The 13895-nt window shown below is 55.6% G+C and carries 11 protein-coding genes; 5 read left to right on the top strand and 6 right to left on the bottom strand.

From position 1 onward, the window contains the following. Positions 1-56: 56 nt before the first annotated feature. Positions 57-623: an elongation factor P gene (efp, locus tag G516_RS0119120; protein WP_028295010.1), complete on the bottom strand. Its 567-nt coding sequence runs from the start codon at positions 621-623 to the stop codon at positions 57-59. 33 nt (positions 624-656) lie between these two features. On the opposite strand from efp, the gene epmB reads away from it, so the two are divergent. Further along, positions 657-1688: an EF-P beta-lysylation protein EpmB gene (gene epmB, locus G516_RS0119115; RefSeq protein WP_051219626.1), complete on the top strand. Its 1032-nt coding sequence runs from the start codon at positions 657-659 to the stop codon at positions 1686-1688. A gap of 232 nt (positions 1689-1920) precedes the next feature. Continuing rightward, positions 1921-4011 (top strand): EAL domain-containing protein, encoded by a 2091-nt coding sequence (locus G516_RS0119110; RefSeq protein ID WP_028295008.1) that lies wholly within the window; start codon positions 1921-1923, stop codon positions 4009-4011. A 98-nt stretch (positions 4012-4109) separates the two neighbouring features. Here G516_RS0119110 and serB read toward each other — a convergent pair whose 3' ends face one another. Together serB and G516_RS24910 are read right to left on the bottom strand one after the other, a co-directional pair. Further along, the gene (serB, locus tag G516_RS0119105; RefSeq protein ID WP_028295007.1) at positions 4110-5342 is read right to left on the bottom strand and encodes a phosphoserine phosphatase SerB; all 1233 of its coding nucleotides are present in this window, start codon (positions 5340-5342) and stop codon (positions 4110-4112) included. Between the two features lie 44 nt (positions 5343-5386). Then, on the bottom strand, positions 5387-5557 hold the full coding sequence (locus G516_RS24910) for a hypothetical protein (RefSeq protein ID WP_169449560.1): 171 nt from the start codon (positions 5555-5557) through the stop codon (positions 5387-5389). Between the two features lie 246 nt (positions 5558-5803). Between G516_RS24910 and G516_RS0119095 the strand changes: the two genes are divergently transcribed. Continuing rightward, a complete protein-coding gene (locus tag G516_RS0119095; RefSeq protein ID WP_028295006.1) occupies positions 5804-7159 on the top strand; it encodes an adenylate/guanylate cyclase domain-containing protein in 1356 nt (451 codons plus the stop codon). Between the two features lie 27 nt (positions 7160-7186). Here the strand turns inward: G516_RS0119095 and G516_RS0119090 are convergent, their stop codons facing one another. Genes G516_RS0119090 through G516_RS0119080 form a run of 3 tightly spaced genes read right to left on the bottom strand, consistent with a single transcriptional unit; the run spans position 7187 to position 11389 of the window. After that, the gene (locus G516_RS0119090; protein WP_028295005.1) at positions 7187-7783 is read right to left on the bottom strand and encodes a tRNA-uridine aminocarboxypropyltransferase; all 597 of its coding nucleotides are present in this window, start codon (positions 7781-7783) and stop codon (positions 7187-7189) included. A 15-nt stretch (positions 7784-7798) separates the two neighbouring features. Beyond that, on the bottom strand, positions 7799-10645 hold the full coding sequence (gene uvrA, locus G516_RS0119085; protein WP_028295004.1) for an excinuclease ABC subunit UvrA: 2847 nt from the start codon (positions 10643-10645) through the stop codon (positions 7799-7801). 48 nt (positions 10646-10693) lie between these two features. After that, positions 10694-11389, bottom strand: a complete 696-nt coding sequence (locus tag G516_RS0119080; RefSeq protein ID WP_028295003.1) for a helix-turn-helix transcriptional regulator — start codon at positions 11387-11389, stop codon at positions 10694-10696. Positions 11390-11745: 356 nt separating this feature from the next. On the opposite strand from G516_RS0119080, the gene G516_RS0119075 reads away from it, so the two are divergent. After that, a complete protein-coding gene (locus tag G516_RS0119075) occupies positions 11746-13119 on the top strand; it encodes an MFS transporter (protein WP_028295002.1) in 1374 nt (457 codons plus the stop codon). Then, entirely contained in the window at positions 13103-13834 is a 732-nt protein-coding gene (locus G516_RS0119070; protein WP_028295001.1) for a single-stranded DNA-binding protein, read from the top strand. Before G516_RS0119075 ends, G516_RS0119070 begins: the two co-directional genes overlap by 17 nt. Positions 13835-13895: the final 61 nt, after the last annotated feature.

Below are 13895 nucleotides of genomic sequence, written 5' to 3'. Positions count from 1 at the left end.
GTCGGGCGGGCACAAAAAAGGGAGCCGTGGCTCCCTTTCAGAACAGCGTCTGAAGATCAGGCGCGGCTTACGTATTCACCGGAACGGGTGTCGATACGCAGTTTTTCACCAATATTGATGAACAGTGGCACTTTAACCACAGCGCCGGTGGTCAGAGTGGCTGGCTTGCTGCCGCCGTTAGCGGTGTCGCCTTTCAGACCCGGGTCGGTTTCAGTCACTTCCAGCTCAACAAAGTTTGGCGGAGTCACCGTCAGAACAGCACCGTTGAACAGAGTCACCAGGTACACGTCTTGCTCTTTCAGCCACTTGATGGTGTCGCCCAGAGCTTCCTGAGATGCGCCGTGCTGCTCGAAAGAACCGTCAGTTGCCATGAAGTGCCAGAACTCACCGTCGGTGTACAGGTACTCCATATCCACTTCAATCACATCCGCGCCTTCCAGGGAGTCGCCAGATTTGAAGGTTTTCTCAACCACACGGCCGGTACGCAGGTTACGCAGCTTAACGCGGTTGAACGCCTGGCCTTTACCAGGTTTAACGTATTCGTTATCCATGATGGAGCAAGGCTCGCCATCCATCATTACCTTAAGACCAGATTTGAATTCGTTGGTAGAATAGTTAGCCATTTCGCTATCCAAAGATGTAGGACATTTTTTAAAGTGCGTATCATAGCGCGAACTGCCCCAATTGAGCAGCCGCACTGGCAAGAGATTCTTGCCTCGGCCATCCGCTCCGGTGATGAACTCTTGCGACAGCTCAATTTGCAAGACGCCAGCCTTAACATCAGCCATCAGGCCGCGAAGGATTTTCCGGTGCTGGTGCCGCGTACCTATCTTGCGCGAATGGAGGTCGGCAACCCGCTCGACCCGCTGTTGTTGCAGGTATTGCCCCGCCAACAGGAAACCGAACAGGTCAGCGGTTACATCACCGACCCGCTGGGTGAAGCCGACGCCAACGTGCAGCCAGGCATTATTCACAAATACGACGGTCGCCTGCTGCTGATTACTGCCACCGGCTGCGCCGTCAACTGCCGCTACTGCTTCCGTCGACACTTTGACTACGCCGACAACCGCATCAGCCGACGCCAATGGAACGCATCGCTCGATTATGTCCGCAACGACAGCTCCATCAGTGAAGTGATTCTCAGCGGCGGCGATCCCCTGATGCTGAAAGACAGCCAGTTTATTGATCTGGTCGATGCCATCGAAGCCATTCCCCATGTGCGCCGCTTGCGCATTCACAGCCGCCTGCCGGTGGTGATCCCCCAACGGATTACGCCTGAACTGGCCGCGCGCCTGGCAGCTTCCCGCTTGAGCACCAGCATGGTGTTGCACATCAATCACAGCCATGAAATCAGCCCGGCGCTTGAAATGGCCGTGGCGCAACTGAAGCAAGCAGGTGTTACCCTGCTTAACCAAAGTGTGCTGCTGAACGGCGTGAACAACGATGTCGACACCTTGCAGCAACTGAGCGAAAACCTGTTTGATGCCGGCATCCTGCCTTATTACCTGCACCTGATGGACGAGGTGCAAGGCGCCCATCACTTCGATACCGGTAAACAACAGGCGTTACAGATATACCAACAATTGCACGCTCGCCTGCCCGGGTATTTATTACCCAGACTGGTAAAAGAACAGGCCGGTAAAGCCGGAAAGACCCTGATATTGTCCAACAATTCTGAAATTAGTTGATCAGTAAACGGTTTTTGACACTTGAGGCACAAACTTCTGTGTCAAAAACCTTATGATGGAGCCTGACGCAACTGACTCTTTCCGCCGTTAACGCCCGGTTTTTATTACCAATCATCTCAATAAGACGTTAACCTCTATGATGTTCAGCGACCATACTGGGCAGCTACAGACAGTATTGGATACAATGCGACACAGGAAGTCAGAATAAAATTACCCTGTAACGAGCTAGAGAATGTCGACCACTCCAGAGACTCTGCACCTGCTGATCCTGATGGAAAGCCAGAATGACGCCGAACGGATCGTCAGTTTGCTGCGCAATTCCGGCAGCGCCACCCGCGCCCAATACGTTACCTCGCTGGAAGAGTTTGCCGACCTGCTGGAAGAGAAAACCTGGGACCTGCTACTGGCAGAACCGGAAGCCCATGGCATTGAATACACCAGCCTGAAAGAGCAGATTGCTCGTTACAATCAGGATCTGCCGTTTATTCTGATCAACCGCGAAATCGACCTGATTGCCCTCGAAACTGCGGTAAAACGCGGCGCCAGCACCATGATTCCGATGGGCGAAAATAACCTGCTGATTCTGGCCATCCAGCGTGAACTGGAACACCTGCGCAATCGCCGCGCCAAGCGTGCTCTGGAAGCCCGCCTGCGCGAAGCCGAAAAGCGCGCCCAGGCGCTGCTGGAAAGCTCCCGCGATGCCGTCGCCTATGTTCAGGACGGCATGCATATTTTTGGCAACCCGGCCTACCTGCAAATGTTTGGTTATGAAACCAACGATGACCTCGAAGGCATGCCACTGATCGACATGGTCGATGGCTCCGGTCAGGCCGACTTCAAAAAATTCCTCAAGCAGTATTCCCAAAGCAGCTTCCAAACCGAAGAAATCAACACCATTGGTGTGTCCGGTTCCGGTGACCTGTTCCCGATGCGAATGACCTTTTCACCCGCCAGTTTTGCCGACGAACGCTGCACTCAGGTGAGCATTCAATCGAACGAAAAGAACACCCAACTGGAAGCCAAGCTTCGGGAAATCAGCAATCTGGATGTGCTCACCGGCCTCTACAACAAGCCGTATTTCATGAGCCAGCTGGAAGTCGCCGTCGACCAATCCGTGCTAAGCGGCGGTCGCGGCGCAGTGCTGTACATCAACGTCGATAGCTTTGGCCGACTGCGCGCCAACAATGGCATTGCCCGCTCTGAAAGCGTACTGACCGAGCTGGCCAATACGCTCAGGAAACTGGTTGGCAACAAATGCAATCTGTCGCGCGTTAGTGAAGACATCTTTGCCCTGATCCTGACCAGCACCAGCGCCGCTGATGCCCAGGAAAAAGCCGAGCAACTGCGTACTCACGTCGAAGGCATGCTGTTTGACCTTGGCGATCGCACCATCACCATTACCGTGAGTGTTGGTATTGCCCTGATCAATGAGACCAGCGCCAGCCCGACCGCCGTATTGCAAAACGCTCACACCGCCTGCTTCCGCGCTCACGATATTGAAGGTCAGGAACATGGCAACAGCGTTGGCATGTACATAGAAGAGCAGCGCAACAACGACAGCGACAGTGCCGTCAGCATCGAAGAGATGGTGACCGAAGCCCTGAAAGACAACAGCTTTATGTTGTCCTTCCAGCCGCTGATCAGCCTCCGGGGCTCAGAAACCGAACATTACGAGTCGCGTTTCAAATTGAGCAAAAACGGCCACCTGATGAGTGCCGGTGACGTTTTGAACGCCGACGACCTCAGTGACGTTCTGAAGCGCAAGATCGACCGTTGGGTGATCCTGAACACCGCCAAGCGTTTGGGTGAACATCACCAGAAAGGCCACAGCACCAAGGTATTCCTGAACCTGTCTGGCCCATCCATTCTCGACGAAGGCCTGCCAAACTGGATCAGCGTTGCCACCCGAGCTGCTCGACTGCCCAAAGGTGTGTTGGTCGTACAGCTGACCGAAGACGATGCTTCCCGCATGCTGATGCAGGCGCAAAAATTCATCGCCAGCCTTAAGGCGCTGGGCATTCCATGCAGTATCAGCCGCTTTGGCTGCGCCATTGATCCGGTGAAAAACCTGCAACACCTGTCCGCTGATTTCATCAAGGTCGATGTTTCCTACACCAGTAACATGGTCGAAAACCAACAGCAGTTGCAGCAAATGCTAGGCAAGTTGCAGGAAATGGAAAAGCAGATCATCGTGCCGATGGTCGACAGCGCCAACACCCTCGCAACCTTGTGGCAAATGGGTGCCGACTTTGTTCAGGGCGACTACGTTCAGGCCGCCCAGGATGGCATGAGCTATAACTTCGAGGAAGAAGGCAGCTTCTGATCGGATACCTCCTGGGGCTGATAGCCCGTCAGAGAACGCAGCCCTTAACGCAAAAAGCCGACATTGTTGTCGGCTTTTTGGTTTCTGCAAGCGGCTGATCAATCCTGCGCAGGCGGCTCCAGAATATCGCGGTCGCGGTAACCCAGCAGGTACAGCACACCATCCAGACCCAGGGTCGAAATGGAGTTGCGGGCGTTCTCACGCACCAGCGGCTTGGCACGGAAAGCAATCCCCAAACCGGCAATGCCCAGCATTGGCAGGTCGTTGGCGCCATCGCCAACGGCAATGGTTTGCTCCAGCTTGATACCTTCCTGTTCAGCCAGTTCACGCAGCAGGAACGCCTTGCGCTGACCATCCACCACCGGCTCAATCACATTACCGGTGACTCGGCCATCTTCCATTTCCAGCTCGTTGGCGAACACATAATCAATGCCCAAACGCTTCTGCAGGTAATGGCCAAAGTAGGTGAAACCGCCGGACAGAATCGCCGTCTTGTAACCCAACGCGCGCAGGTTATAGATCAGGCGTTCGGCACCTTCGGTGATCGGCAACTGCTCGGCAATTTGCTCCAGTACACTGGCGTCCATACCTTTCAGCAGCGCCATGCGCTCGGCAAAGCTCTGTTTGAAATCCAGCTCGCCCTGCATCGCCCGTTCGGTAATTTCTGCCACCTTGTCACCGACACCGGCCGCCTCGGCCAACTTGTCGATCACTTCAGCTTCAATAAGAGTGGAGTCCATATCGAACGCCACCAGACGGCGGGTGCGGCGGTAAACGTCGTCTGCCTGCACGGCAACGTCGACGCCCAGCTCGTTGGTCACTTCCAGGAAGCGAGCACGCAATTCGCTCTGGTTGGCATCGCCACGCACGGAAAACTCAACACAGGCGCGGGTATGGGTGTCTTCGTCAGTTTGATCCAACGGCACCCGACCAGACAAACGGCTGATCTGGTCAATATTGAGGCCTGCTTCTGCCACGATAGCAGTCACCCGGGCAATGGCTTCGGCCTCAATGGTACGCGCCAGCAAGGTAATGATGTGGCGGTTTTTGCCCTGACCGGAAACCCACTGCTCGTAGCTTTCGGCGGTTACCGGTGTAAATCGGATAGAGAGCCCCAGTTCGTGTGCCTTGAATAGCACATCTTTTAATACCGGAGCAGATTCTGCGCTGTCAGGAACGGCGGCAAGAATGCCCAGAGACAAGGTGTCGTGAATCTCAGCCTGGCCAATATCCAGAATGGTTACGCCATACTGAGCCAGAATAGCGGTCATGCTGGCCGTCAGGCCGGGTTTGTCGGCACCGGATACCCGGATAAGAACCAGTTCGGTCACAATACGTTCCTGTTACCCTTTAATGTGTTTACAGCGTTTGCTTGTTACAGTTTTTCAACGTCGGTTTTGGCCGCGGCTACAACGGTGCGCAACTCTTCGATCAAATCGACGGTTTCGTGGACGGACAAAGCACGAACACGGTCTACGCTCATCAGAAACAGGCCTTTTTCAAGCTGTTCCAGTTTTTCCTGCAAAGACTGCTTGGCGTCGCTCATTATTGGATCCTCTCATTTCTTTTGGGGGTATCGTCCAATGCCGCGCGGTAGGCAACCTGTGATAGCGTCGGTGGCCATCCCTTGGGCGGCGCCTATAATAGCACCTCAAACACCCCTGACTATCATCACTTATGGCAGTCAGTGGAGGATTGCCTCTGTATCACCCGGTTTAGCAGCTACAATAAATCTGAGGCAAACCACTGCGGCCCCTTTCACCAGCAACCTATAACAACCAACGGCGTACACATGTCAGCAGCTTCCAAGCGAACCTTCGGATTCAGTCAACTTTGCGGATTTATCGGCGCTGCCCAGGTTCTGGTACTGGGGTTGTTGATCTCGTTATTAACCTACAGCCACCTGCACACCCAATTGCAGTCCGAACAACGTTCTGACGCTTATCAGCAAATTGAACGGCTGTCCCAGACCCTCTCCGCCAGCCTGATCCAGCAAGACCGCATCAGCCTTAATCTGGCGGTAAAAGAATGGCAGCGAGGCGAAGACATTCGCGCCCTGCGGGTACTGACCCCGGAAGGCAAACCGCTGGCCGAAACCGGCCCGCTGGTGAACGACGCCCATATCATCAGCCGCGCCATCACCCTCGACGATGCCACCCTAGGTGTGGTGCAAGCGGAAATCAGCCCTGCTCCGGTGAGCCGCCAGAGCGGCCGCTACCTGTCACTGGCGCTGATCGCCACCGGCCTGTTTGCCATGCTGGCCGGACTGATCAGCTATTTTCTGGCCGAGCGCATGGCCGGTTACATTCGTAAATTGACTGCGGCCTTGCAACGCTGGCAGGACGACAAGCCACTCGACCTGCCAGAGCAGACCCTGCCGATTGCAGAGTTACAGCAGCTGAATCAACAGTGTGCCGGTATCCAGCAGCAGCAACGCCAACGTCAGGCGGTTGAAAAGGCGCTGGGCAAATACCTGTACTCAGGCAGCAAACCACCCGTCACGGCTGCGACCTACCACCGCTGCGCTCTGGTTTACATCGAGATTTCCGATCTGGATGTGCTGCAATCGCGCCTCAGCGCTGAAGAATTGGGCAATGTCCTGAGCGAGTACTATCGCCTGATGAACCAGGCAGTGAAGCTCTATAACGGCAAGCTCGACCGTTATCAGGGCGATGGCCTGGTGATGATTTTTGGTCTGAACGAATCCAGCGAACGCGACACCATTCACTGTATTTACGCCGCCCAACTGTGTCTGGGACTGTTACAGAATGCCCAAAGCCGCAACCCGCTGATGGCATCAGTGAGCTTCCGCATTGCCGCCCACTGGGGCCCGGTACTGCTGGCACCGATGCAGCAGCACGACGAAGACAACGCCACCGATTCGGTTCATTACAGCCTGATTGGTGACACCCTCTACTGGGCGTCTCACCTCGCCCGCCGCAGCGAAGACAATCGTTTGCTGGCCAGTCAGGTACTGATTTCCGAACTGCCACCGGAATACGGTGTGGAATGGGACGAAGGCCCGCTGGTAAAAAACCTGCAAGGCAGCCAGCAATCCAACTTCTGGCTCAAGGACCTGCCGGAAACCAGCCGCACCCTGATCGAGCGACAGATTCGTCATATCACGTCGATGACAGAGAACGCCTGAGTAACCTCAATCGGTAAGTAATAGAACTTACTGCTGCGCCTGCTGACGCTGCTGGATTTGTAACTCGACCATGCGATCCAGCACGCCGGTAACGGCTGAAAAATCCCGTGTTGGGTGCAACATATTGAGCGCTGCAACGCAGGCTTCCAACGTAGACACCCCGTCTTCCCGGGGAGATTTACGCACGGGCGCATAACGGCTTTGCTGCGCCGGGTTCAGTTGAATGTGCTGCAACTCGGTCAGCCACGGATTCAGCAGCAATAAGCGTTTGACCTTGCGCCAGGTGCCATCCAATACCAGTAAATTGCTGAAGCCCACCGAACCGTCCGGATTCACCAGCTGAGCGGGTTCCAGCGCGGGTTTGTTCTCCAGCGGAAACAACAGCAGCGTATCGGTTCGCCAGTGTTCTCCCAAAAAGGCTTGCGGTTCAAACTGATCTCCCACCAGCAAACGGCTGCCCTTGATGCTTTTCTGCAACAAGGGCGCGGTCGACAAGCGATGCTTTGATTCGTCTGGGTCTTGCCAGATGGTCAGCTGAATATCCGCTTCAAGGGTCACCAGAGCGCTGCACAAACACACGGTTTGTGGGCGCTCACATCGGTCACAGATCTTGCGTTTACTCATCGTGTTACGACCGAGTCAGCCCTTGCGAGCCTGACCCACTTCCAGCAATGGCTTGAGGAAACGACCGGTATGGGAAACCTCGGCAGCGGCGATGTCTTCCGGCGTACCTTCGGCAATGATGTAACCACCTTTGGAACCGCCCTCCGGGCCGAGGTCGACAATCCAGTCGGCAGTTTTGATCACATCCAGATTGTGTTCAATCACCACCACGGTGTTGCCGTGGTCACGCAGCCGATGCAGTACTTCCAACAGCTGTTCGATGTCATGGAAGTGCAGACCGGTGGTCGGCTCATCCAGAATGTACAGGGTATTGCCGGTATCACGTTTCGACAGCTCTTTGGCCAGTTTCACCCGTTGGGCTTCACCGCCCGACAAGGTGGTTGCCGCCTGTCCCAGTCGGATGTAGCTCAGGCCTACGTCCATCAGGGTTTGCAGCTTGCGAGCCACCGCTGGAATGGCGTCGAAGAACTCACGAGCGTCTTCTACCGTCATTTCCAGCACTTCGTGGATGTTCTTGCCCTTGTAGCGCACATCCAGGGTTTCGCGATTGTAACGCTTGCCCTGACACACATCGCACGGCACATAGATGTCGGCGAGGAAGTGCATTTCAACCTTGATCACGCCATCGCCCTGACAGGCTTCACAACGACCGCCTTTGACGTTGAACGAGAAACGACCAGCCTTGTAGCCACGGGAACGGGCTTCCTGGGTGCCAGCAAAAATTTCCCGCACTGGGGTGAAAATGCCGGTGTAAGTGGCCGGGTTGGAACGCGGCGTGCGGCCAATCGGGCTCTGGTCGATATCGACCACTTTATCCAGCTGACCCAACCCGCTGATGCTCTTGTGCTCGGACGCTTTCAGCGTGGTAGCGCCGTTCAACGCCGTCGCGGCTAACGGGTATAAGGTACGGTTGATCAGGGTCGATTTACCGGAACCAGAAACCCCGGTGATACAGGTCATCAGGCCCAGTGGAATGGTCAGATCAACGTCGTTGAGGTTGTTGCCTTTGGCACCCTTCAGCTTCAACTCCTTGCCTTTCGGGTACGGCGTGCGCTTGTCTGGCAGCTCGATGGCGCGAGCACCGGACAGGTATTTACCGGTTTCGGAGTTCGGATCGTTGGCGACTTCTTCCGGCGTACCCTTGGCAATCACCTGACCGCCATGCACACCGGCACCCGGGCCGATATCGATCAGATAATCGGCGCTGCGGATGGCGTCTTCGTCGTGCTCCACCACCAGGACGGTATTGCCGAGATCACGCAGGTGGAACAGGGTTTTCAACAGGCGATCGTTGTCACGCTGGTGCAGACCAATCGACGGCTCATCGAGGATATACATTACCCCGACCAGACCGGCACCGATTTGTGACGCCAGACGAATACGCTGGGCTTCACCACCAGACAATGTGTCGGAACTGCGATTCAGGGTCAGGTATTCCAGCCCCACGTTGACCAAAAAGCTCAGGCGCTCACGAATTTCCTTGAGGATTTTCTCGGCAATTTCGCCCTTGTGACCGCTCAGTTTGAGGTCAGTAAAGTAGTTGTGAGCGTCTTCCACCGCCATACCGGTACAGGCATGAATGGTCTTGTCTTCAATAAAGACGTTGCGGGCTTCCTTGCGCAAACGTGAGCCTTCACAAGCCGGGCATGGCTGCACGCTCAGGTACTTGGACAGCTCGTCGCGTACCGTCTGGGACTCGGTTTCGTGGTATCGACGATCCAGGTTCGGCAGCACACCTTCAAACGCGTGGTTCTTGGAAATCTTGTCACCACGGGAATTGACGTAGCTGAACTCGATTTCTTCGCCTTCGGAACCGTACAGCAACTTGCTGACGGCAAATTCAGACATCTCTTCAAATGGCACGTCGAGCGGAAATTTGTAGTGCTCGGCAACGGCACACAGCATCTGGAAGTAATAGACGCTGCGACGATCCCAGCCACGAATCGCCCCTTCACTGATCGACAGACTGGCATCCACCACCACCCGATCCGGGTCGAAGTACTGCTTCACGCCCAAACCGTCACAGCTGGTGCAGGCACCGGCCGGGTTGTTGAACGAGAACAAACGCGGTTCCAGTTCGGACAGGCTGTAGCCACAATGCGGGCAGGAGAACTGCGACGAGAACAGCATCGGCTCGGCGTCGTCATCGTCCATCCAAGTGGCCAGCGCCAGACCGCCGCTCAGTTCAAGACAGGTTTCCAGCGACTCTGACAAACGCTGTTCAATGCCTTCTTTTACCTTGAAGCGATCGACCACCACTTCAATCGAGTGCTTGCGACGCTTGTCGAGATCCGGCAGGTCATCCAGATCATAAATACGGCCATCAACGCGCACCCGCACATAACCCTGAGCGCGCAGACTGTCGAACACACCCGCGTGCTCGCCCTTACGGTCACGAATCACCGGGGCCAGAATCATGTATTTGGCGCCTTCCGGCAGCTCCATGATGCTGTCGACCATCTGGCTGACGGTCTGGGCTTCCAGCGCGACATCGTGATCCGGGCAACGTGGCGTGCCAACTCGTGCAAACAGCAAACGCAGGTAGTCGTAAATTTCAGTGACGGTGCCCACGGTGGAACGCGGGTTGTGAGAGGTGGACTTCTGCTCGATGGAAATGGCCGGAGACAGACCTTCAATCAGGTCGACATCGGGCTTTTCCATCACGCTCAAAAACTGGCGGGCGTAAGTCGACAGCGATTCCACATAGCGACGCTGTCCCTCGGCGTAGAGCGTATCGAACGCCAATGACGATTTGCCCGATCCACTCAAGCCAGTGATCACCACCAGCTTGTCACGAGGAATGTCCAAATCGACGTTTTTGAGGTTGTGAGTACGGGCACCTCTGACCAGAATCTTGTCCATGCGGCTCAGCTCTACACCTGAATTGAAAATCAAAAGCGACATTGTAAATCATGCAGCCAGCGGATGCAGAGCTAGTCTTCTAACCGGACGATAAAAGACGAGAATTGACGATTCCGCCAGCAGGTTCATCAATTCGATGCGATTCCGAACGCCCAGCTTGCGGTACAAACTGGAAACATGAGTTTTCACCGTGTGTTCGCTCAGTTGCAGGTCATCGGCAATGCGCAGGTTGCTGTTGCCAGCCTGCACCAGCCGGAACACCTCTTGCTCACGACGGGTCAGTTTGCGGTTACCCAACCGCGCCGGACGAGAACGCAGCTGTTGCAACACCCGATACAGCAGACAGTCAGGTAAACAGCACTGCCTTTGCAGCAGTCGGTTAACCCCGTCCAGTAACTGCGCCGGCGTGCAATCGGACTCAAAGCAGCCGAACACCGGCTGCCACAACACCAGCTGATTGAGATCCGCCGGCGCAGCAACATCAAAAAAGCCCACCGCGCCGCGAAATTCCTGCTGCATCAGATGATCGAGCCACTGCTCGTATTGCTCCTCACGACCGTAAGGCAACTGACACAGAACCAACGCTACCGAGTGGTAATCCAGCTGCATCAGGGCGTCAAAATCGTCCAGATGCTGGCATGCCCGACCGGTTTGGGTTTGCAGGTATTGCTGTAACAGCGGCTGTTGCACGCTGGCACTGGAAAAGAGCAGCAGAGAGCCTGAGCTGTGGTTGCCTGTCGCCATAAAAACATCCTTGTTGTTATTGGTCGGGCATCTACCCGCGGCCGCGGGCTTTGTGATTTCTGATTATTAGGTCTGAAGCCAGGGGCCCAGACCATTGAGTGCAGCAACCGGCGTCCTGCTGTTGCTGTCGCTCGTTTGATGGTTCGCATTATTCAGAGCAACTATTTATAGCGGTTTTGGCACCCGGCCGGTAGTTGCCAGAGCGGGGTTGCCAGGACTGAACAGATTGTCAAAAACCTCCAGAGTGGCTGAAATTTCAGGTCGAGTCCTGTTAAACTAGCGCGCTTTTTCGCGGTACCCGTTTCACCAGTCACGTTCAGCGGAAGCCCGGGATGGCTCCCCTATCTGGAATTTACATGATCGCCATACCCAACTCGGTTCAACAGCGCGCCGTTGCCTCGCTCGCTGCTTTATACGCCCTGCGCATGCTGGGCCTGTTTATGGTGCTGCCGGTCCTGATGATCGACGGCCTGACACTGGAAGATGCCACACCGGAATTGCTCGGCCTTGCGATGGGCGTTTACGGCCTGACCCAGGCAGTGCTGCAAATTCCTGCTGGCGCCCTGTCCGACAAAATTGGCCGCAAGCCCGTCATTATTGGTGGTCTGCTGATTTTTGCCCTCGGCAGTCTGATTGCGGCTCAAGCAGACAGCGTCTACGGCCTGATTATTGGCCGTGCCATGCAAGGCGGCGGTGCCATTGCCAGCGCGATCATGGCGCTGGTGACCGACCTGACCAACGAAAATAACCGCATGAAGGCGATGGCCTTTATCGGCGCCAGCATTGGCTTGTCGTTTTCGGTGGCACTGGTGCTGGGGCCATGGCTATCGGCGCTGGGCGGTCTGCATCTGATTTTCACCGCCACCGGTGTTCTGGCGCTGGGTGGTGTATTGGTAACCCTGCTGCTGATTCCGTCGCCGCCCAAGGTGCGTCACCGGGACTCGGTAGCGGTGCTCAGCGAAGTCAAACGCCAACTGGGCAACAAGGTGCTGTGGCCCCTGAACATTGGCGTTTTTGTATTACACGCCTTGATGGTCGCGGTGTTCGTCGCCATTCCGCTGCAATTAACCCAGTTGGGCTTTGCCGCTGAAAACCACAGCCATCTGTATTTGCCGATTTTGATTGCTGCCTTTGTACTAATGGTGCCCTTCATCATCATTGCCGAAAAGCGCCAGCAAATGAAAAATATCGTGCTGCTGGCCGGCGGTTTTATCCTGCTGGCTCTGTTGCTGATGACCCAGGCTCACGCCGTTTGGCACTGGGGCGCATTGCTGCTGCTGTACTTCGTAGGTTTTAACCTGATGGAAGCCAGCCTGCCGTCCTGGCTCAGCAAAGTGGCACCGGCTGGTTCCAAGGGCAGCGCCATGGGCATCTACTCCAGCATGCAGTTCCTGGGGGCCTTTGTGGGCGGCAGTATGGGCGGCTGGTTGATGGCAACCTTTGGTGTGAACTCGGTATTTGCCATCTTCGCGCTGGCTGTGTTGTTATGGGGAATCCTGATGTTTTTCTCCGCCGCACCGCGCCATTTAACCAGTGTGCGACTGGACATTTCCCAACCTCTGAACAGCCAGCAGCAACAAGCCTTGCTGGCCTTGTCCGGGGTTGCAGAGCTGGCAGAAATGCCGGAAGAAAACGCTATTTATCTGAAAGTAACTGCCCGTGACTTCGACAAGTCGCAGGCCAACCAAATTATCGAATCTACAGGAGACACTCATGGGTCGCAGCGTTAACAAAGTGACACTGATTGGTACTCTGGGCCGTGACCCGGAAGTCCGCTACATGCCCAACGGCAATGCCGTTGCCAACCTGACCATGGCGACCGATGAAAGCTACAACGACAAACAGACTGGCCAGAAAGTTGAACAAACCGAATGGCACCGTCTGGTTGTTTACGGAAAGCTTGCCGAAATCGTTCAGCAATACCTGAAGAAAGGCTCCAAAGCCTACTTCGAAGGCAAACTGAAAACCCGCGAATGGGAAAAAGACGGCATCAAGCGCTACACCACTGAAATCGTCTGTAACGACATGATGATGCTGGACGGCCGCAACAGCGGTGATTCCATGGGTGGCGGTATGGGTTCCGGCATGGGCGGCTACCAGCAGCCTGCCGGTGGTGCAGCGGGTATGATGAACCAGCCTCAAGGCGGTATGAACCCGGGCATGGGTGGTCAGGGCTACGGTCAGCCAGCACCGCAAAGCCAGCCACAACAGCCAATGGGCAACCAGGGTGGCTATCAGCAAGCACCGCAGCAAGCCCCACAACAGGCTCCGCAGCAGCCAGCTCAACAGCCTTACCAACAGGCTCCACAAGCGGCTCCACAGCAGCGTCCACAGCAACCAGCCCAACCACAGGGTGGTTATCAGCAAGCGCCACAACAGGCACCTGCCGCTGCACCACAGCCAAGCAACAACTTCGACGATTTCGACGACGACATCCCGTTCTGATTACGGCTGCCGTAACGTCAACATCCCCAGCGGGCCGGTTTTACCGGCCCGTTTTGTATCC

The organism is Oceanobacter kriegii DSM 6294, assembly GCF_000422845.1.
Lineage (GTDB): Bacteria > Pseudomonadota > Gammaproteobacteria > Pseudomonadales > Oceanobacteraceae > Oceanobacter > Oceanobacter kriegii.
The sequence above is the reverse complement of the archived record's forward strand: the minus strand, read 5'-3'. Positions and strand labels throughout refer to the sequence as shown.

Coding starts and splice junctions, on each gene's coding strand:
- G516_RS0119095 (WP_028295006.1), top strand. CDS start 5,804: ATGTCAGCAGCTTCCAAGCGAACCTTCGGATTCAGTCAACTTTGCGGA.
- G516_RS0119075 (WP_028295002.1), top strand. CDS start 11,746: ATGATCGCCATACCCAACTCGGTTCAACAGCGCGCCGTTGCCTCGCTC.
- G516_RS0119110 (WP_028295008.1), top strand. CDS start 1,921: ATGTCGACCACTCCAGAGACTCTGCACCTGCTGATCCTGATGGAAAGC.
- efp (WP_028295010.1), bottom strand. CDS start 623: ATGGCTAACTATTCTACCAACGAATTCAAATCTGGTCTTAAGGTAATG.
- G516_RS0119080 (WP_028295003.1), bottom strand. CDS start 11,389: ATGGCGACAGGCAACCACAGCTCAGGCTCTCTGCTGCTCTTTTCCAGT.
- G516_RS0119090 (WP_028295005.1), bottom strand. CDS start 7,783: ATGAGTAAACGCAAGATCTGTGACCGATGTGAGCGCCCACAAACCGTG.
- G516_RS24910 (WP_169449560.1), bottom strand. CDS start 5,557: ATGAGCGACGCCAAGCAGTCTTTGCAGGAAAAACTGGAACAGCTTGAA.
- G516_RS0119070 (WP_028295001.1), top strand. CDS start 13,103: ATGGGTCGCAGCGTTAACAAAGTGACACTGATTGGTACTCTGGGCCGT.
- uvrA (WP_028295004.1), bottom strand. CDS start 10,645: ATGGACAAGATTCTGGTCAGAGGTGCCCGTACTCACAACCTCAAAAAC.